The organism is Sorangium sp. KYC3313, assembly GCF_052075895.1.
GTDB classification, from domain to species: domain Bacteria; phylum Myxococcota_A; class Polyangia; order Polyangiales; family Polyangiaceae; genus Sorangium; species Sorangium cellulosum_B.
On sequence record NZ_CP197255.1, the window covers coordinates 6470032 to 6490057 of the forward strand.

Genomic DNA, 20026 nt, shown 5'->3' on the forward strand with positions numbered 1-20026 from the left:
CGCTTGCGAGGACGGCGCGGTGTACCCCGGGCGAGCGCCGCTGCGGCGGCTGACGCGCTTCGAGTACAACAAGACCGTCCGCGACCTCCTGGGCGACACGACAGAGCCAGCCATTTCACTGCCGAGCGAGGATGTCGGGAACGGCTTCGGCAACGACGCGGACACGCTGTCGGTCTCGAGCCTGCTCGCCGAGCAGCTGGGCACCGTCGCGGAGGGCGTCGCTCGGCGCGCGACCGCCACCCCGGAGGCGCTCGCCAAGCTCGACCCTTGCGCGAGCAGCGTGACGAGGGAGAGCGAGGAGGCGTGCGCGCGCACGATCATCGAGCGAATCGCGCCGCTCGCTTACCGAAGGCCGCTCGCCGCCGGTGAGGCGGACGAGCTCCTCGCGCTGTACAGCGCCGGCCGGACGGATGCGACGTTCGACGCCGGCATCGCGACGGTGATCGAGGGGCTGCTCCAATCGCCGGATTTTCTCTACCGCATCGAGTTCGGCGCACCCGACCCGGAGCGCCCCGAGCTCCGCCGGCCCACGGGCGACGAGATGGCGACGCGCCTATCGTACCTGCTCTGGGGCACGATGCCTGACGAGAAGCTGCGCACGGCGGCGCAAGCAGGTGAGCTCGCGACCAAGGAAGGCGTGCGCGTTCATGCCGAGCGCATGCTCGAGGATCCCCGGTCCCGGGCCACCGTCCGGTACTTCTTCGACAACCTGCTCCCCATCAGCAGCCTCGCGGATCTCGAGCGAAACCCGGCGTCGTTCCCGACCTTCTCGCGGACGATCGGCGCGCTCATGCACGAGGAGACGCAGCGGTTGATCGAGCACGAGATCTACGAGGAGAACGGCACCTGGGCGTCCATCTTGACGGCCCCGTACACGTTCATGAATGGACCTCTCGCGGCGTTCTACGGCGTCTCCGGCGTGACGGGCGACGAGTTCCAGCGGGTGCAGCTCGACACGACCCAGCGCCTCGGGCTCCTCACCCAGGCCGGTATGATGGCCGGGACGACGCACTCGAACAACACGAACCCCGTGGTCCGGGGCGCGTTCGTGCTCGACAAGCTGATGTGCCAGAAGATCCCGCTGCCCACCGGCGACATCCTGGAGAGGGTGAAGCCGCCGGATCCGTACACCGGCAAGACGGCGCGGGAGCGCTTCAGCCAGCACAGCAAGGATCCGGTCTGCGCGGGCTGCCACCAGTTCATGGATCCGGTCGGGTTCGCGCTCGAGAACTACGACGCGGTCGGGCTGTTCCGCACGACGGAGAACGACGTCCCGATCGACGCGAGCGGCGGGGTCCCGGGCACGGACATCAAGGTGAGCGGGCCGATCGAGCTGGTGCAGGGGCTCGCCCAGACCGAGGCGGTCCAGAGCTGCTTCGCGAGGCGCTGGGCCGAGTACGGCTATGGTCTCACGCTTCGCGCCGGGGACGCGTGCACCAAGAAGGCTGTCACGGACGCCTTCAAGGCGTCCGGATACAATGTGAAGCAGCTCCTGATCGAGCTCACGCAGACGGATGCTTTCCACTACATGGCTGCTCAGGAGGAGTGATGGTTATGTCGAACTTTCGTTTGAGCCGACGTGCCGTGCTGCGCGGCGCTGGCGCCATCGCCATCGCGCTCCCCTGGCTGGAGATCATGGGCACCGAACGCACGGCGAGCGCGCAATCCGCCCCCGCCAAGCGTTTCCTCGGCGTCTACACGCCGGGCGGGACCGTGCTCAACCGCTGGCGGCCGACCGGCAACGAGACGAACTTCACCCTGGGGCCCATCCTGTCGCCGCTCGCGCCGGTGCAGGACAAGCTGATCGTCGTCGACGGCCTCGACATGAAGAGCGCGGTCGGTGAGCAGCACCAGGCCGGGATCATCGCCTGGCTCTCGGGCACGACTCAAGCCCCGAACGGCGGCTACGGGGGCGGACCGTCCGTCGATCAGGTGATCGCCTCCCGGATCTCCGCCGGTCAGAAGGCGAAGGCGAGCATCGAGATCGCGGTGCGCTGGGCGACGGGCAAGTCCCACGGCCTGCTGTCACCGATGAACGCCGCGAATTTCGAGAGCGCCGCGCCGTTCAGGCCGATCTCGCCGCGCCTCGATCCGACGGAGATCTTCACCGACCTCTTCGGCACGCTGGACCCCAGCGCCGGCAACGACGCCGCCCGTCGACTCGCGCGAAAGAAATCGATCCTCGACTTCCTCGACGGGCGGTACTCCGCCCTGTCCGCGCGGCTCGGCGCCGCCGACGCGCAGAAGATCGACCAGCACCTGACGAAGATCCGCGAGATCGAGAAGAGCCTCGACAGCGCGCCGGCGGTCGAGACGAGCGCGTGCAAGGCGCCGGCGAAGGTCGACACGTCCGACTACAACCCGCGCACGGGGCTCAGCGCGGACAACGACGGCAAGGTCAAGGACACCTCGACCGACGCGGCGATCCCGAAGGTCGGCAAGCTGATGATGGACATGCTGGTGATGTCGCTCGCCTGCGACATCACCGCGGTCGGCACGCTGCAGTGGAGCGACACCGAGGCGAAGCACACCTTCCCCTGGCTCAACCTGAGCGAGCACCACCATTTCTACCAGCACGACGGCGGCTTCAGGGCAAACGAGTGCGAGCTCATTTGCAACTGGTATTCGAAGCAGCACCTCTATCTGCTGCAGGAGATGGCGAAGGTCGACATGGGTGGACACTCGCTGCTCGACGAGAGCGTCGTCTTCTTCGGGTCCGAGCTCCAGGATCCGCCGAGCCACAACAAGACGAACATGCCGTTCTTGCTGGCCGGCGGCGGCGGAGGCCTGCGCACTGGACGCTGGGTCCGGTACCCCAACCTCCCGCACAACAACCTGCTCGTCTCGATCTTGAACCTCTTCGGCGACAACCGGAACACGTTCGGCGACCCGAAATTCTGCACCGGGCCGCTCACGAACCTGACGTAGCCTTCGCGAATGCAACGACGCCGGCCGGCGCTCCTCGCGCTACAGGCCGGCGCCGTCACGCGACGCGGCGCGAGCAGGATGGTCGTGCGGGGGAGGCGCGACCGCGACGGCGCCTCACCGCAAGAGGTCGCCGATCGCCCCGTACCAGACGTTCGCCATGCGCACGTAGCCGGCCTCGTTCGGGTGTATCCTGTCCGGGAGCTCCGCTGTCGGAAACCCGGTGTGCATGTCCACCAGCACCACGTGCTTCCCTGCGGCTGCCCGGGTTCCCACGGTGTCCACCGGCGCGTTGTTGTAGGTGACCACCGTGGGATCGGCGAAGGTGATACAGCTCGATCCGGTAACCGCCGCCGCCCTGCACCCCGACCCCGTCCGTGATGGCGTCGCCGAGCGGCAGGATCTTGCAAGGCTCCCCGTTCGTCGGGCACGGCGTGAACCCGCCCGCGCCGCCATCGCCGTGGCCGCCCGCGCCGCCCGCGCCGCCATCGCCGTGGCCACCCGCGCCGCCGCCGCCCTGGCCACTGGTGCTGGAGGCGCCGCCGCCGTCGCCGCCGCTGCCCGAGCCTGTCGAGCCGCTCGTGCCGGCATCCTCTCCACCGGCCCCGCTGGTCACGCCGCCGCTCGTCGCTCCCCCGCTCATCGTGCTCGACGCAGCGCCCGTGCCGGTCCCGGCGCTGGTCGACATCGCTCCTTCCGGCTCATCGGAGCACGCGCTGAACATCGCCACCAGCGCGGCAGCCCCCGCCAGCATGGCTCACGTCGGGCGGCGCGGTCTCCGGGGCTCCGCGTCGTTCCGCTCGCGCGCCCCACACAGCAAACCCTTCTCTTGAACCACACTCATCACATTCCTCCGTACCACGCACATCGAAGCGGAGCGCCGCGGGGATGCGAGCTCCGCTGCGCCGGCGAGGTGATCGACCGAGAGCCTCCGACGAGACACGAGACCTCGCCCAGGCGCGCTGCAGCGCGAGCGAAGCCCTCGCGACCTCGTCGCCGCTCACGTCCGCGACGATCAGGCGAATGGAATCGGCGCAGAGAGCGAGTCCGATCCAAGGGACGAAGGGCCGGCGCGCGTGGCGGCCTGCTCAGGGGGAAAGCAAAAGGAGACCCCGAGGGGGACTCGGGAGCGTTCACATGATGGGTGTCAAAGAAAATGGACCGGCGCGCGCTCCGGCCTGGCTCGGGACTGGGGTCGTCAGGAGCACCGGGGGCGTCGCCATCGGGATCGACGTCGCCACCCCCGTCGTTCGCTCGGCCATCGAGGACGCGGGGAACGACCAGATCAAGGACCCTGCGGTCGCGCCTTCGCGCGTCGGGCCAGGGCCTCCGCGATCGTTCTCACTTCGGGGGCCAACTCCAGGGAAGGCACGCCGCCGGCGATGCCGCTCAGGCGAGCATGCCGTCGATGGGCCCGGAGCCCTTGCCCTCGCCGAAGTTCTCCGTCCACTGGGTCTTGTCCCGAACGGCGGCGGCGATGAGGCCGTTGAAGAGCCGGTTGTTCGTGACGCCTCCGGCGTCGATGTAAGCACCCTGCTTCAGGTAGCCGCCGCCGTCCCCGGCGATGATCGTCGGAACGTTCTGGAAGCTGTGCGACGGGCCGTCCGACACGTGGTTCGTCCACAGGATGATGGACTTGTCGAACAGGCCGCGCGCCTTGAACTGATCGAGGCCGTGGAGCAGCGTCTGCATGCGGAGCACGTCGATCTCGGCGTGCGCTTGCTCGGCCGTCGGGTTGCTGCCCGAAGAGGCGTCCGATTGCACACGATGGCTGATGTGGTGGAAGGGCCACCCGAGCTTCTCGTTCGACGGCACCGCATACTTCGTCTGATCCGTGCCGTCGCCGTGCTGCAGCGTCGCCACGCGGTTGAAGTTGCAGGCGAACGCCAGCGCCACGAGCTCGAGATGGAGCTTCGCGACGTCTTCTATCATGCCGTTCGTCTTGAACGCGAAGCCGCTCTTGAGCGCGTCGAGCTCCGACGTCGAGAGGCCCGCCTGGCTGCAGGCCCCGGCGGCCATCTCGCCCATCGTGACCTCGGCGTCGCGGATGGCGTCGAAATGCTGCTGGAGGCGGTGCTTGTCGGCCGAGCTCAGCGCCGACATGCGCATCAGGCTGTTCAGCTCCTCGCGCACGAAGTCGTTCGCGCTCTTGCGGCTGCGGATGAGCTCCTCGGCGACCTGCCCGCCGCTGCCGCCGCTGCTGCCACCGCCGCTGCTCGTCAGGCCGACGAGCTTGGAGTAGAGCGTGTACGGGTTGTCGTCCGCAGAACGCACCTGTCCGGAGCCGCCGCCCTTGAACGAGATGCGCTCGGCGATGTACCCGTTCCTGAGGTTGCCGGCGTAGAGCGTGAGCGGCTCGGCTCCGCCCTCGTTCACCAGCTTGGCGACGACGACGTCCGCGGACACGCCGCCCGAGGATGCGGTCTTGCCGCCGCCCTGCGCCGGGCGCGCGGTGAGCGACTGACACAGGCCCTGCGCGTGGCCGCAGTTGGTGGGCCCGTTCATCGGGAAGTTGATACCGCGGATGAACAGCAGGTTCGAGGCGTGAGGCGCGAGCACGTGCGTCGCCTTGTCCGTCATGGCGGCGAGCCCGTCGGTCGTGAGCTGGCCAGTCTGGTCCGGGAAGAACTTCTTACCCACCACGCCGCACGCCGCCACGATGTAGAGGCTGAACACGGGCGCGCTGTCCGCGGCCCAGGCGGAGCGCAACGGCAGACCCTCGAGGAACGGAAGGGCGATGGCGACGCCGCCCGCGCGCAGGAACGCGCGCCGATTCATGCCGCGCCGGTGCGCTGCGCTCGGAGGAGCGAGGTTCATTGCGATCTTGGGGTTCACAGCGTACCTCCCATGCGAGTCCGGAATGCTTCCTTCTTCACGAGCTCGAGCATCATCGCTTTCACCGAGCCGCTGGCGCCGCGGCTCACCTCGGCGAGCGTCTCGACGAGCGGCAAGTCCGACGGGACGACGTCGCGCTGGAGCGCGAAGCTCGCGAGCTTCTTCGCGTAGCAGAGGTGAGCCTGCTCGCCCTCCGCCATGTAGTGCATCAGCTCGCCGGCGTCGGCGAACGACTTGTCCCCTTCGGAGAACGTGTAGACACCGCTGCTGTCGACCGGCAAGCCTCCGTTCTCCTCGTCCCGATATTGCCCCATGCCGTCGAAGTGCTCGAAGGCGAAGCCGACGGGGTTGATGAGCTGGTTGTGGCACGCGCCGCCGCAGGCGGAGGTGAGCCGCGTGATGCGTTGACGGTTCGTCTGCCCGGGCTCGAGAGGCGGGACCGGCGGAATGTTGGGGGCCGGCGCGCCGAGCGGCGTGCACAGCACGTCGAGGTTGATGCTGACGCCGCGGTGGATCGAGTCCGACTCCTCGTTCAGAGCGTTCAGCGTCAGGTAAGGGAGCTGCGAGAAGAAGCCGACGCGATCGGGACCGAGGTCTCGCTCCACGACGCGGCTCCCGCTCGACGAAAGGCCGTAGAGGCTCGCCATCCCCGGCCCCACGAAGCCCTTGGTGGACGTGAGGATCTCCTTGACGCCGAGACCCTCGGTGAAGATCTTGTCGAAGAACAGGTACGCGCTCTCCTCGTACTCCGCGTTCAACGATTCGTTGTAGGTCGGCACGCCGAGCTTGCTGATCGTGGTGTAGCGATCGAAGTGGAGCAGCTCGCGATGGAAGTGCCGCATGCCCTCGGCCGCGGTGGGCTCCTCCAGCATGGTCTCCGCGACCGCGGCGATCGCCTCCGGCGTCGTGAGCGTGGGCGCCTTGTCGAGCAGCTCGTCGCTCGGCGCGGCGTCGCGCAGCCAGAGCGAGAGCTTCGCCGCGATCTCGTAGCCGTCGAGCGGCTTGCGAGCCTCGCCGAGCTCCGTGCGGTAGAGGAAGTGCGGCGACTGGAGCATCGTCCGGATCACGAGCTGCGCGCCCTTGGCGAACGCGCTCTTCGCGCCGGACATCGCCGTTCCGGTCTCGAAGAGATCCGTGTACCCGGCGATCTCATCGTCCGTCAGCGGACGGCGATACGCGCGGCGCCCCACGGTCTCGATGAAGCCGGCCTCGTCCGTGCCCGGGTAAACATCGGCGAGCGCCTCCGCCGAAGCCGTCACCTCCTCGGCGAGCGCCTCCGCCGCCGATTGGTAGTCGCTCCACGAGCGCTGGTTCACGCTCAGCAGGTGCTCGTTGTTCGTGAAGTCCGTCGTGCCGGCGACGGGCTTCTCGAACCCGTCGGACAGCGACGGAGGATCGGCGAGGTTCAGGACCACCTGAACGCTGCGCGCCCACTGCGAGTTCGTGAGCCGCACGAACCGGTGGTACTGCGGCCCACCCGGCATGTCGATGCCGCGCGCCACCCCGCCGGTGACTGGGCCGTTCACGTCCGGCGCCGGGCCGTCGCTTTCCTCCGACGGATCGCCCAAGGCGCCCGTGCATCCAGCGAGCAGCAGCGCTGTGACGCAGAGCCCCGCGCGCAGCGCCCGCCTGCCGCGTGGCAAGCCGGTCATTAAAAAAGACGGTGGGGTCATGATTGCCTCCTGACCAAGCACGGGTGACGAATCAGCTATTCCAGCGCAGTTGCAATGCAACCATCATTCAGCAACTGTCTTGTTCATCTGAGAATCGAGAATCCATGCATCGAAGAGATCACGTTCAGTCCACGGCCTGCGGGAGGCCGCGTTCACTCACGGCCTGCGCGGCTCACTTGAGCGACTGGAAGAAGCGCCAGGCTCGCCCGCCCGCGCCGGACGGTACGCTGTGACCGCCGGGGTGCGTGCAGTACACGACCGGCTGGCCCTCCTTGCAGCCCTGGTACTCGACGCACGAGTCGCCGAAGCTCGACCGCATCGTGGTCGCCTGGCAGCCGTTCCGGCCGCGCCAGAAGTCTCGGGTCGCCTGTCCCAGCTGGGGGGTCACGGTCCCGTCGGTGTCGCCTTGCGTTTGAATCAGCGCGTGCGCGGCGCTGGCGTCGCTGCACGTGGGCTGGGATCCGTTGGGGCCCCAGCCAGCGACCGGGGCGAGGCCGCGGAACACGGAAGAGCGCTGGCAGCCGAGCGTGTTCGTCATGAAACCACCTTGGCTGAACCCGACCGCGAAGACGCGCTTCGTATCCACGCAGTAGTTCGTCTTGGCATGCTCCAACATGGCATCGAAGAACGCCAGGTCGGCCGTCAGGCGCGCCTGATTGGCGTTGGGCGGCGGACCGCCCCAGTTGGAGTCTGCGGTGCCCCACTGCGATTCGGTGCTCGGAGGCGTGGATTGCCCGTTCGCCGGCAAGCCCTGCGGGTAGATGAGCAGCGCCTGGTTGTTGGTCTCCTGGATGAGCTGAAATCCGCTGCTGTCGTGCGCGGCCCACACGTTGTTCATGTTCAGGCCGTGGATACCGAACACCAGCGGCAGCGGCTTGCTCGGGTCGTAGTTCTCCGGCACGTGAATCAGGTAGTAGCGCGTCACCCCGCCGACCATCAGCGTCTGCTGCGTGCGAGGGTTGGGGCGCGTCACGGCCTTGCCGCAGCCCACCGAGCCGCCGTTGCCAGGGTCCATCGTTCCGCCGTCGCCGGCGCCCGTCGAGCCGCCGTCGCCGGCGCCCGTCGAGCCGCCGTCGCCGGCGCCCGTCGAGCCGCCGTCGCCGGCGCCCGTCGAGCCGCCGTCGCCGGCGCCCGTCGAGCCGCCGTCGCCGGCGCCCGTCGAGCCGCCGACACCGGTGCCGGCCGAGCCGCCGCCCGTACCGGCAGAGCTGCTCGTGCTCCCGACCGTGCTCGAGGCCGTGCCCGTGCCGCTGCTGGACGTTCCGCCCGACGTCGCTCCCGAGGTGGTCCCGCCGCTCGTGGATGCGCCAGAGGAGCCGGCAGCGCCGGGGTCGACGGGATCCGCCTCCGACCCGCATGCGGCCAGCGCCGCCGCCACGCCTACGGAGAAGAGAACGTTCCGTCCAAACACAGATCGACTCATAAGGACACCACCTCGATAGCTTCTGCTCGCCGGGGGCTCGGGCGATCGCGGGTCGTTCGCCACGCCCCCCTTCGGCCGGTTGACGCCGGCGTCATGCACCGGGCGCCGCCGGGCCAATCATGTCTCTCAATAGGTCGAGAACAGGCTCCAGAGGAACTTGGGCGCGAACGCGGGCCAGCCATGATTGGTGTTGCTGTAGTTCGGGTCTCCGTGCTGGCACCAGTAGACCGGATAGTCCTCGTCGCAGCCCTGAGCCAGGACGCAGTTCGAGAGATCGTCCGTGTACCCCTCGACCGGCGTCGTGCTCGCCTCGCAGTGGTTCAGCGCGGTATAGAAGTCGCGCGTCTTCGGGCCGTTGTCCGTCCCGACCACGGAGTCGCGCTTTCCGTGGATGACGACCGCCGTGACCTGCCCGGTACACTTCCGGGTGCCGGCGTTGAGCGGATAGTTGGGGACGTTCTTGGTGGCGCACGGGCCGATCGCGCGCAGCTTGTCCGCGTGCTCGCAGCCGAGGATGCTCGAGAAGTCGCCGCCCGAGCTCTCGCCCGCCGCGAACACGCGAGCCTTGTCGATGCAGAGGTTGCCCGTGATCTGATCGTAGAACGGCTGAAAGAAGGAGACGTCGTTCGCCCCCCAGCCCGAGCTGGAGTTGGCCGGGTGAGGGTAGACGCGGATCCAGGCTTCCTTGGGGCCGGTCGCCTCGAAGCCCGCGTTCTGCTCTGCCCAGCTGATCGGGTTGCCCGTCGGGTTGAACATGATCATCACCGGGTACGGCTTGCTGGCGTCGTAGTTGGTCGGCAGCTTCACGTAGTACTGGTGACCCGATACGGTGAGCGGGCTCTGCGCGCTGCCCGTCTGCGGATTGGCCTTGCCGCAACCCGTGCTCGGCTCCGGGGGGACCTTGCCTCCCATCGATCCGCCCGCTCCGCCCGCCCCCGGCGAACCGCCGCTTCCGCTCGTGCCCCCCTCACCGCCCGCTCCGCCTGCGGACGCGCTGCTGTCGCCGGTCGTGGCGCCGCCGCTGGTCGTGGCGCTGCTGGTCGTGGTGCTGGCGCTGCTGCCTGACACGGCGGCCCCGCCCGCCCCGGCGTGAGGATCGTCACCGGACGAGGTCGCGCCGTCATCGACGCCACCTCCGCAAGCCGAGAGAGCGAAAGAGCCGGCCAGCGCCGCGAACAATGTGGCTCGAACGAGTGTAGGTTGGTTCGTCATTCGAATACCCAGGCGCGATTTTTCCCTCACCGGCGGCGTTCCACGAGGCGCGCCCGCAGCGTGAGGTCGTTTCCAGTTGATTGAAGGATCCGAGTGCGACGGCTGAGCTGGGATTCAGCGGGCTTGTGCGACTTTGATGTAAACAGGCCGCCTCGCTGGATTTTCACTCGCCGCGCTCGCGGCAAGGTATTCATTGTGATCGTTCACATCGTCGATGTCAACTCCTGTCGACAAAACCGCGGAGTTCCTCGGGCCCGAGGAAGGACGGGGCTGGCGTGGCGCCTCCAACGAAGCAGCGCGTCAAGCGGGGCACCGGGCCGCGGGCCAGTGGAGCGCCTCATACAACGAGGGCGCCAATGGCATCGTAACAGTCGCCCCGCAGCGCAACAGAAGCGTCGGCGGCGGACGTCCTCCGCCAGGTCATCTCCGACCAACCGGTGGGCGCCGTGTCGAGAGGGGGCCGGTCGATTCGAACGCGGTGGTCGCCGTCGACCAGCACGGCGGTGAGGCGGTCGTGAGCCGCCATGTCCCCGATCCAGGGCATCGGACGGTGGGGCATCTCACCGGGGCTCGCGACTGGCTCGAAGCCGGCCAGAACACTCGGGATCGAGGAGAGCCGGGGCTGGTCAATTTTGTTTGACGCCCTGAATGTGATCGTTCACCGTGCGCCCTCGGGGGGCCTGCTGTTGACATCGTATTTGCGCAGGCCCACGAGCCGCGATGCGCGAATCGGTGGTCCAGTGGAACGGCTCAACGCACCGCGCTGGGGGCCGCCGGACGCTGCGGGCGCCAGCTGCTGGCTCGTGACGTGAACCTGGTTGGTGTCAGTGCATTTTTCTGCGAGCCGTGAACGAGCCATCGAGTCGCGCGCCAGGAGGCCTCGGAGAACCACGATCGCTCTGCAGCGCGCCCCGAACGGGCTGATCTCGTCCCTGGAGTGAGCATGACGACACGTCGATTCCTTTCGTCACTGGCCTGCATCGGCTGCGCGCTGTCGCTCGCCGCTTGCGGGAGCGATGATGCCGGCAGCGGCGCCGGCTCCAGCAGCCAAGGTGGGGGCGGCGCCGGCGCGCCGGGCGCCGCTTCCAGCGGCCCCGGCGGGGGCTCTCCTGGAGGCGCCTCGGCCAGCGCGGGAGGTCAAGCGGGCGCCGGCACGGGCGGCGAAGCGCCCAGCGGCGGGACGACGGCGGGCGGCGGCGAAGGCGGCGCCGCAGGGGCGGACGGGGCGGGTGGGGCGGGCGGTTCAGGCGAATTCGAGCCGGTGACCATCTCGTTCGGGACCACGCTCGATCCGCGCACCCAGGTGCTCGAGGCGCGGGCGCTCGCCGAGTCCGTCGCCGATCCCAGCTCTCCGCAGTGGCGCGCCAAAGGCGACCAGCGCAGGACGTATCGCTTTCCAGAAGCGGGCGCCGACGTCCCTTACCGCGTCTGCGTCCCGAATGGCTGGGACGGCACGTCGAAGCTGCCCCTCGTCATGTTCTTGCACGGCGCCTCGAACGACGAGAGCTCGTACCTGGATCAGAACAACAGGCAGATGGTGAATCTGGCCGACCAGCATGGCGTGCTCCTGGTCTCGCCGCTCGGCTATCAAGGCGCCTACGGCAACTTCCTGCGGCTGCCGGCCGTGTTCGGGCAACCCGGGGAGGCGGAGAAGCTCCTGGCCATGCGTACGCCCGAGCGAGAACGCGACCAGGAGCTCAGCGAGAAGGACGTCATCAACGTCCTGGAGCTGGTGCTGCACGAGTACCCGATCGATCGCAGCGCGATGTTCCTCACCGGACACTCGATGGGGAGCGGCGGCACCTGGTACATCGGCGGCAAATACGCCGACTACTGGGCGGCTCTGGCGCCCATGTCCGGCCCCTTCGTCCAGGAGTCGGGCTACCCATGGGGCCGGCTGCTCGGCATGCCCATCTTCGTGACGGAAGGGACCCGCGGCACGCCTTCCCTGACGGGCAGCCGGGCGCTGCGCGACTGGATGATGGCTGGCGGCTACACGATCACATACAAGGAAGTCGATGCGGACCATGCGGGCATGGTTCCGCTCGTCCTGCCCGACGTCTTCGGCTTCTTCGACCGCTGACGGCCTCCGCGCTCGTCGCGCGCCTTCACACTCGCTCGGCGCACGCAACGGCGCTCTCAGCATGCGTGTCGCTGGCGGAAAGTTCCAGTCCTCACGGTCCCACGGCCATGCCAGCGTCCTCGCTCGGGCCGGAGGAACCATGCGGGCGGGTCGATTGGGTTTGACATCGATCTTGTGATCGTTCACATTGCCCCGGAGCGATATCCTTCTTCTTCCTCTTGGGTGGGTCGTCATGCGGACCGAGACCTTCGTCCTTCGATGGATGCCGGCACCGGCACCGTTCGCTCGGTGGTGCGCGCCGCGGGCGGCGGAGCGGCGCCCTGCTGGCCGTCGGGGCCCCCTCGAGACCGTGCGATCCCTCGTGATCGCGCTCGTGCGCGAGCTCACGGATTCTGGTCGTGGTTGAATCGTCCAGTGTTGAACGGCTGCGGGGCCCATGCAACCGGCAAGATCGACGCCGCGCTCGATGACGGAGTGAACACCACGGCTTCTGTTGGATGGTCGTCGCGTTGAGAGCCACGCTGAACGGGTCGCTCGGTCGCCAGCGCTTCACCAGGAGAGAGAGACGATGACCCCACCGTCTATTTCGATGATCCTCCTGCCACGCTGGGAGCGGGCGCTGGGCGCGCCGCGCTGCGCTGCGGCGCTCTTGCTCGCGGGGTGCGCGGGCTCTCTGGGCGCCCACGATGACAGCGCCGACAAGCACCATGGGTTCCGGAAGGTCCCCTACGTCCTCGCCGGCGGCGCCGCGGGCTACCTGAAGACCGGCCAGCTCGTCGACGTCAAGATCACCGACAACAAGCTGCTCCACACGATCGACGCGGCGGTCGGATGCACCAACAGCCAGGGAGGGCCGCTCGACGACCTCGGCGACGAGAGCCTCGAAGGCGGGCTCGTCGACACGATCATCGCCTGAAGAAGCAAAGAATCCAGACGTTTCGGAGGTCGAGCCGCCGCCTGTCGGCTCGCCGCTCAAAGCATCGCGATCTTCAATCGCTCAACTTGCGGAAATCCAACATGAACAAGAACCGTTCTTCTCGATGGCTGCGCCGTACGACGTGGATCGCGCTCGGGGTCGCGACTCTCGCCGCATGCGGCGATGGGGGCGACAGCGATGGCACCGGTGGCTCGGGGGGAGCCGGCAGCGCCACGACGGGCGCCGGCACGACGAGCGCCGGCACGACGGGCGCTGGCACGACGGGCGCTGGCACGACGAGCGCCGGCACGACGAGCGCCGGCACGACCAGCGCCGGCACGACCAGCGCCAGCAGCGGCGGATCGAACGAGGGCGGCGGCGGGTCGGACGCCACGAGCAGCACGTCCGCGAGCAGCACGTCCACGAGCACCACGTCCGCCGGAGCCGGCGGCTCCGAGCCCACGGGGAAGTTTGTCGGCAACATCACGACGCGCGGCGCCGTGCGCGACGGCTTCGCGAAGTACTGGAACCAGATCACGCCCGAGAACGAGGGCAAGTGGGGCGAGGTCGAGAAGAGCCGCGGGAACAAGGACTGGAGCAAGCTCGACAGGATCTACAAGTACGCGCAGGACAACAACATCATCTTCAAGCACCACGTCTTCGTGTGGGGCTCCCAGCAGCCCAGCTGGGTCGGGAGCCTCTCCGGGCCGGACCAGCAGGCGGCCGTGCGGGATTGGATGAAGTCGTTCTGCGAGCGCTACCCCAATACGAAGTACATCGACGTGGTCAACGAGCCGCCGCCCCACACCACGCCCTCTTACAAGAACGGCATCGGCGGCGACGGCGCCAGCGGCTGGGACTGGATCGTCAACTCCTTCAAGTGGGCCCGCGAGTTCTGCCCGAACGCGAAGCTGATCCTCAACGACTACAACAACATCGAGTACCAGAACGACCACAACAACTTCATGAAGATCGCGCGGGCGGTGATCGCAGCGGGCGCCCCGGTCGACGCCATCGGCGCGCAGGCCCACGACGCGTACAAGATCAACACCAACACGGTCAAGGGCTTCGTTGACCAGCTCGCCTCGCTGGGCAAGCCTGTTTACATCACCGAGTACGACATCGGCGAGGCGAACGACAACAGGCAGAAGCAGATCATGGAGGAGCAGTTCACGATGTACTGGAACCACCCCTCGGTCCAGGGCATCACCTTGTGGGGCTACATCGTCGGCACCACCTGGCGGGACAACACCGGCATCCAGTATGACGACGGCAGGATGCGGCCGGCCATGCAGTGGCTGATGGACTTCCTGGATCGCCAGTGATCGATGTCGCGCTGAAGAACAACGGCCGGGCGGCGCACACCCCCTCGCCGAAGGACAACGGCCAGCCGTCGACCTAGCGCGCCGATCACGTTGAAACCCGGAGAATTTTCACAGGGAGGCGGGGAGGCGGGGAGGAAGAAGAAAATGAATTTCTCCCTCTCGCCGTCTCTCGCTCCCCGCCTCCCCGCCTCCCTGTGAAATTCCTGCTCTTTCTCGTGGTTTCAACCCGTCTGTCGCTCTAGGATCCTCGCGAGGTCCGGGGTTACTTCACGCAGCTCTGAGCTGAGGGTTGAGCGGCGGCGCTCGGCGCGCTCCGTCGGAGAGCCGCCGGGCCCGGGAGCTCGAACGTCGTCCGCCGCCGATGCCCACCTTCCGCACAAGGCGATGTCCGCGAGCTCGCCCGGCGGGCTGTCTTCACGGCGAACCACCCCGGCGAGAGGCGCCGGAGCGCCATGAGCCGAGCGACCCGCGACATGAACGATGCCTGACCGAGCTTCAGGAGAGCAGCAAGGATCCTAGAATGTCGACGAGCACGAACTCCCTCCAACGTGAGCTCCTCGGGGCGGCGCTGTTGCTCTGCGGCGTGACCGCGTTTCCGTCGGTCTCCCTGGCAGACAACCCCGTCGTACAGACCATTTATACACCCGATCCTGCGCCCATGGTCCACGATGACACGGTATACCTCTATACCGGGCATGACGAGGACAGCGCCACGGACTGGTTCACGATGAACGAATGGAGGGTGTATTCCTCCAAGGATATGGTGAACTGGACGGATCACGGGTCACCGCTGAAATTCAGCGATTTCAGCTGGGCAAAGGGCGACGCGTGGGCAGGCCAGGCCATCCCCAGGAACGGGAAATTCTACTATTACGTTCCTGTCACGAGCCGCTCGCTGAACAGGATGACCATCGGCGTCGCCGTGTCGGACAGCCCCACCGGTCCCTTCAAAGACGCCCTGGGAAAGCCGTTGATCACGGCCGATTGCGGAGACATCGATCCGACGCCGTTCATCGACGACGACGGCCAGGCTTATCTGTACTGGGGAAACCCGAGCGTGTGCTACGTGAAGCTGAACCAGGACATGATCTCCTACCAGGGAGACGTCGTGCGCGTGCCCATGACGGCGGAGAGCTTCGGACAGCGCACCGGGAATGACGATGGTCGCCACAAGACCAAGTACGAAGAAGGCCCGTGGCTCTACAAGCGCGATGGGCTGTACTACCTGGTGTACGCGGGTGGCCCTATCTCCGAATACATCGCCTACTCGACGAGCAGCAAGCCCACCGGCCCGTGGACGTACCGGGGGGTCATCATGCCCACGGAGGGCAGCAGCTTCACCAATCACGCGGGCGTCATCGACTTCAAGGGGAGCTCCTACTTCTTCTATCATAACGGCGCCTTGCCGGGCGGCGGCGGTTATCATCGCTCAACGGCCGTCGAGCGGTTCACGTTCAACGCCGACGGTACATTCCCGACGATCAAGATGACCAAGGAGGGCCCGCCTGGCGTCGGCAACCTGAATCCGTATGTCATGACGGAGGCCGAGACCATCGCCTGGGGATCCGGGGTCGAGACCGAGGTATGCGGGGAGGGGGGAATGAACGTCGGGTCGATCGAGAACGGGGACTACATCAAGGTGAAGGGCGTCGATTTTGGCACCGGCGCGGTGTCCTTCGACGCGAGAGTGGCCTCGGCGACCAGCGGCGGCAGCATCGAGCTGCGCCTCGACGGCGCGACGGGGACGCTGGTGGGAACCTGCATGGTTCAGGGGACCGGAGGCTGGCAGACCTGGGCCACCACGTCCTGCGCGGTCGACGGCGCGACAGGGATACACGATCTGTACCTGAAGTTCACCGGTGGGAGCGGTTTCCTGTTCAATGTCAACTGGTGGAAGTTCACTCCGCTCGACGCCCCGGATCCGACCGGCGCGGGGGGCGCTGGCGCGGGGGGCGCTCCGGACGTGGGTGAAGGGGGAGCGGCGGGCAGCGGCGGGTCGGGCGAGGGGGCGAGCAGCAGCAGCGCAGCGACGACCGGCAGCGGCGCGACGGCGGGCAGCGGAGCGACGGCGGGCAGCGGAGCGACGGCGGGGAGCGGCACGGGCAGCGCTGGCGGTACCCCCGCTGGCGGCGCCAGCGGCGACGAGGGCGGGTGCGCCTTCCGGGTCCGATCGGGGCCCAGCTCCCCCGCGGGCGCGCTCGCCGCCTTGATCGCGCTCGGCGCGGTCGCCGCGCGGCGGCGTCGTGCCCGAGGAGCCAGGCGGAGCGGATCCGCCACGAATTGACGGTCTGGTGCAATCATTGGAGGTTTGATCATGTTCACGAGAGTCCGCGCAGGTCTGATGCTCGCCACTGCCTCGCTGGCGCTGGCGGTCAGCTCGACCGTGGCAGCGAAGCCGTACAAGGGCGCAGAGCTTTACTCGGCCCAGAGCTATCTTCACGGTCGCATGGAGATGCGCATGCGCATGGCGCGCGGGAGCGGCATCCTGTCGACCTTCTTCACCTACAAGGACGGCTCCGAGATGTCCGGCGCGTTCTGGGAGGAGATCGACATCGAGGTCTTCGGGAAGGACAACGCCCGGATCTGGCAGTCCAACATCATCACCGGGACGGGCACGAGGACGACGTCGGAGGGGAAGCACGACGCGGGCGTCTCCCTCGCGGACGGCTATCACACCTACGCGCTGGAGTGGACGCCGGACTACGTGGCCTGGAGCATCGACGGGCGAGAGATCAAGAGGACGACGGGGGCGCAGGTGACCGCCCTGAAGAATCCCCAGTCTTTCCGCTTCAACACGTGGTCCTCGGATGCCACCGATTGGGTCGGACCGTTCGACGATTCCGTCCTCCCGCAGCACCAGTACGTCAACTGGATCAAGTACTATCGCTACAACAACGGGGCCTTCGAGCTCGCGTGGCAGGACGACTTCAACTCCCTGGACAGCGCGCGATGGGGCAAAGCGGACTGGACGTTCGACGGGAACCGCGTGGACTTCGACCCGCAGAACGTGACGGTGAAGGACGGCACGCTGGTGCTGTCGCTGACACGGGAGGGGCAGACCGGGTTCAACGGAAATGTGCCCCGCGATGAGGACACCGGGTCGGGCGCCGGCGCGGTCGGGGCGACGACGGCGGCCAGCACCTCCGCCAGCGGCGCGGGCGGGGCGGAGACGGCGGCCAGCTCCTCCGGCAGCGGCGAGGGCGGGGCGGCGACGGTGGCCAGCTCCTCCGGCAGCGGCGAGGGCGGGGCGGCGACGGCGGCCAGCTCCTCCGGCAACGGCGTGGCCGCGGCAGGGACGGCTGCCAGCTCCTCCGGCAGCGGCGACGCGTCGGGCGAGGGAGGTGGGGTCGGCGGAACCCCGCCGGACGAGGAATCCTCCGACGGAGGGTGCGGGTGCGTCGTCGCCGGAGCCAGCACCACGGGGAGCTCGTGGGCCGCGGCGCTCGCCATGGGGCTTTCCGCCCTGGCGATGCGGCGGCGCCGGCCCCGCGGCTGACCTCGTCAGGATACTCGAAGGCGCCACGGGGCGGGGGAGGGCGCCCTCGCCACCGCGGCCGCGACGGCACCGGGCGCCGGACCTCTGGCGCGCGGAACTAGAGCGGCGGTCACCCGCTTCGGATACGGGCCCATCTCGACGCTTTCGGTGCTCAGCGCACCGGAGTGCGCTTCCGCGCCGAAAACGCCGATCTGGACCCGTCTCCTGTGCGGGTGACCGCCGCTCTGCGACGCTCGTACCAGGGGCGGGTGGGAACCGCTCTAGATCTTCTCCCAGCGCCTGCTCTCGGCGGAACGGAACAGCGCGTCGATGACCCGCATGTTGCCGACCGCGACGTCGATCGAATTCTCGACCGGGCCGCCCGTGCGAATGGCGCGCGAGAACGCCTCGCTCTGCAGGTGGTACTGGTCGACGACCGGGAACGAGGTGACCTTGGCCGAGCTGCAGTTCAGCGTCGAGCCGTCATCGAGGAAGATCTTGCACGGCTGGTCGGCGGGGGCGTTGAACGGGATCTCGATCTCGATGCGTCCCTTGGTGCCGAGCGCGTTCACGCGCTGGTAGGCCACCGCCTGCGTGCTGCACGTGAACGTCAGGTGCGCGCCGCCGTAATCGAGCAGGCCCGAGGTCAATCGATCGGTGCCGAACTCGGGATCGCGCTCGACGAGCACCATCGCCCGCACGGGCTCGCGTCCGAACAGCAGGCGCGACGTGTTCACCGCGTAACAGCCGATGTCGTAGAGCGCGCCGCCCCCGACCTGTTCCCTGTTGCGGATGTTGGTCGCGTCGCGGTTGAAATACGAGAACGCCGCCTGGACGCTGACCAGCTCGCCGATCCGGCCGCTGCGCACCCAGTCCCTGGCCTGCTGCCACTGCGGGTGATAGCGGACCATGAACGCTTCGGCGATCCGCTTGCCCGTCTCGTGCTGGACGTCGACCAGCGCCGCGGCGTCCTTGGCGTTGAGCGCGATCGGCTTCTCGCACAGGACGTGCTTGCCGGCGCGGGCCGCGCGCGCCGACCACTTCACGTGCAGGTGGTTGGGCAGCGGGATGTAGACGGCCTCGATCTCCGGGTCGTCGAGCAGCTCATCGTAGCTTCCGTACGCCTTCGGGATCCCGAGCGCCCCCGCGGCGGCGCGCGCCTTGTCGATCTCGCGCGATGCCAGCGCGGCGATCTGGGTCAGGGGCCCCCGCCTCATGCTGGGCAGGCTGACCTTCAACGCGAAGTTGCTCGCCCCGAGGACACCCCAGCGCACGGGGGTGATGGATTCGCTCGACTTCGGATCTTGCGCGGATGTGGACATGGGCACCTTGCAGCGCGCGACGCTGGTGGCCGACGGCGCGTCTGAGAACGCTCGACGTGAATCGACCCGACGGGTCAGGCCAGGGGCTGGAGGGAGAGCGCCCGCCCTCCGCGAGGAGCGGAGAGGGCGAGAGCAGGGCGCGGCGCCTCAGAAGGCGTCGTCACGGCGCCTCGCCTCGCACTCCACCTTGTACAGAGCCGCCTTGTACAGAGCCGCCTCGACTCAGACCCTGTCTCGGACAGGCTCTCTGTCCTTTGTCGCCGCAGCTGAAATCCTTCACTGCGGCGACCGGTGCGGGGACGTCCGCCGTCCCGCCCGCGGCCCATGCTGCGCCCGCAAAGCCGCCGACAAACCCGAAGGCAAAGCCAGTGCCGATGCTCATCATCACGGCACCCATCAGCTTCACGCTCATCCACATCCGATGTCTCCTGATCAGGGAAGGGGCAAGCTCAGCCGCATGATCGCAGCTCGAAGCCGGATTGTGATCGTTCACATGGTGAGGGTCAATCAAAATTGACCGGTGCGCAGCCATCCTCGGCCGCAATCGACGCGTGGCGGAGGCCGGCGACGCATGGCGGCGGCCGTCCGTGGCGCCCGCGTGGGCTGTCACACGAGCTTGGCTTGTGCGAGATCGTAGGTCCCGGGGAGCCCGGAGGGTGCTCTTGCGCTGTACCGGCTTGCCCTCGACCAGGACGCGCGCGGCGCAGGAGGACCCCGCCAGCGTCCTCCTCGGGCTCGGGATCGAGGGGGCCCGCGCGCCGGTCGATTGGCGTTGACTCCCGCAATGTGATCGTTCACATTGCGGTCAGGGGCGTCCTTTTACTTTGCCCTCGGTGG

General features: G+C 68.1%; 16 protein-coding genes. 9 read left to right on the forward strand and 7 right to left on the reverse strand.

The window, feature by feature from the left end; genetic code table 11:
* The first annotated feature begins 19 nt into the window (after positions 1–19).
* The gene (locus tag ACSRUE_RS25230; protein ID WP_441285819.1) at positions 20–1549 is read left to right on the forward strand and encodes a DUF1592 domain-containing protein; all 1530 of its coding nucleotides are present in this window, start codon (positions 20–22) and stop codon (positions 1547–1549) included.
* A 35-nt stretch (positions 1550–1584) separates the two neighbouring features.
* A complete protein-coding gene (locus tag ACSRUE_RS25235) occupies positions 1585–2928 on the forward strand; it encodes a DUF1552 domain-containing protein (RefSeq protein WP_441293126.1) in 1344 nt (447 codons plus the stop codon).
* A 114-nt stretch (positions 2929–3042) separates the two neighbouring features.
* On the opposite strand, the gene ACSRUE_RS25240 is transcribed toward ACSRUE_RS25235, so the two are convergent.
* Positions 3043–3234 (reverse strand): hypothetical protein, encoded by a 192-nt coding sequence (locus ACSRUE_RS25240; protein WP_441285820.1) that lies wholly within the window; start codon positions 3232–3234, stop codon positions 3043–3045.
* Between the two features lie 95 nt (positions 3235–3329).
* Between ACSRUE_RS25240 and ACSRUE_RS25245 the strand changes: the two genes are divergently transcribed.
* Positions 3330–3758: a hypothetical protein gene (locus ACSRUE_RS25245; RefSeq protein WP_441285821.1), complete on the forward strand. Its 429-nt coding sequence runs from the start codon at positions 3330–3332 to the stop codon at positions 3756–3758.
* Positions 3759–4314: 556 nt separating this feature from the next.
* Here the strand turns inward: ACSRUE_RS25245 and ACSRUE_RS25250 are convergent.
* The 4 genes from ACSRUE_RS25250 to ACSRUE_RS25265 all read right to left on the reverse strand — a co-directional run bounded on the left by ACSRUE_RS25250 (position 4315) and on the right by ACSRUE_RS25265 (position 9768).
* On the reverse strand, positions 4315–5760 hold the full coding sequence (locus ACSRUE_RS25250; RefSeq protein WP_441285822.1) for a DUF1552 domain-containing protein: 1446 nt from the start codon (positions 5758–5760) through the stop codon (positions 4315–4317).
* Positions 5757–7328: a DUF1592 domain-containing protein gene (locus ACSRUE_RS25255; protein ID WP_441285823.1), complete on the reverse strand. Its 1572-nt coding sequence runs from the start codon at positions 7326–7328 to the stop codon at positions 5757–5759. The genes ACSRUE_RS25250 and ACSRUE_RS25255 overlap by 4 nt, the downstream gene beginning before the upstream one ends.
* A 277-nt stretch (positions 7329–7605) precedes the next feature.
* Positions 7606–8856: an alpha/beta hydrolase family esterase gene (locus ACSRUE_RS25260; RefSeq protein WP_441285824.1), complete on the reverse strand. Its 1251-nt coding sequence runs from the start codon at positions 8854–8856 to the stop codon at positions 7606–7608.
* A gap of 126 nt (positions 8857–8982) precedes the next feature.
* Entirely contained in the window at positions 8983–9768 is a 786-nt protein-coding gene (locus ACSRUE_RS25265) for an alpha/beta hydrolase family esterase (RefSeq protein WP_441285825.1), read from the reverse strand.
* 46 nt (positions 9769–9814) lie between these two features.
* Here ACSRUE_RS25265 and ACSRUE_RS25270 point away from each other — a divergent pair, with 46 nt between their 5' ends.
* From ACSRUE_RS25270 to ACSRUE_RS25280, 3 genes are all read left to right on the forward strand, one after another.
* Positions 9815–9949, forward strand: coding sequence for a hypothetical protein (locus tag ACSRUE_RS25270; RefSeq protein WP_437766752.1), 135 nt, complete (start codon positions 9815–9817; stop codon positions 9947–9949).
* Between the two features lie 1062 nt (positions 9950–11011).
* Positions 11012–12151, forward strand: coding sequence for a hypothetical protein (locus ACSRUE_RS25275; RefSeq protein ID WP_441285826.1), 1140 nt, complete (start codon positions 11012–11014; stop codon positions 12149–12151).
* Between the two features lie 568 nt (positions 12152–12719).
* On the forward strand, positions 12720–13067 hold the full coding sequence (locus tag ACSRUE_RS25280) for a hypothetical protein (RefSeq protein WP_441285827.1): 348 nt from the start codon (positions 12720–12722) through the stop codon (positions 13065–13067).
* A 73-nt stretch (positions 13068–13140) separates the two neighbouring features.
* Here the strand turns inward: ACSRUE_RS25280 and ACSRUE_RS25285 are convergent, their stop codons facing one another.
* Complete coding sequence (locus ACSRUE_RS25285; RefSeq protein WP_441285828.1) at positions 13141–13554, reverse strand: hypothetical protein; 414 nt, start codon at positions 13552–13554, stop codon at positions 13141–13143.
* Positions 13555–13567: 13 nt separating this feature from the next.
* Here ACSRUE_RS25285 and ACSRUE_RS25290 point away from each other — a divergent pair, with 13 nt between their 5' ends.
* From ACSRUE_RS25290 to ACSRUE_RS25300, 3 genes are all read left to right on the forward strand, one after another.
* On the forward strand, positions 13568–14392 hold the full coding sequence (locus ACSRUE_RS25290) for an endo-1,4-beta-xylanase (RefSeq protein ID WP_441285829.1): 825 nt from the start codon (positions 13568–13570) through the stop codon (positions 14390–14392).
* A 520-nt stretch (positions 14393–14912) separates the two neighbouring features.
* Positions 14913–16676 carry a glycoside hydrolase family 43 protein gene (locus ACSRUE_RS25295; protein WP_441285830.1) on the forward strand — a complete coding sequence of 588 codons (1764 nt, stop codon included), beginning with the start codon at positions 14913–14915 and terminating at the stop codon, positions 16674–16676.
* Positions 16677–16706: 30 nt separating this feature from the next.
* Positions 16707–17888, forward strand: coding sequence for a family 16 glycosylhydrolase (locus ACSRUE_RS25300; protein ID WP_441285831.1), 1182 nt, complete (start codon positions 16707–16709; stop codon positions 17886–17888).
* 260 nt (positions 17889–18148) lie between these two features.
* Here the strand turns inward: ACSRUE_RS25300 and ACSRUE_RS25305 are convergent, their stop codons facing one another.
* Entirely contained in the window at positions 18149–19189 is a 1041-nt protein-coding gene (locus tag ACSRUE_RS25305) for a Gfo/Idh/MocA family protein (protein ID WP_437766759.1), read from the reverse strand.
* Positions 19190–20026 lie beyond the last annotated feature (837 nt).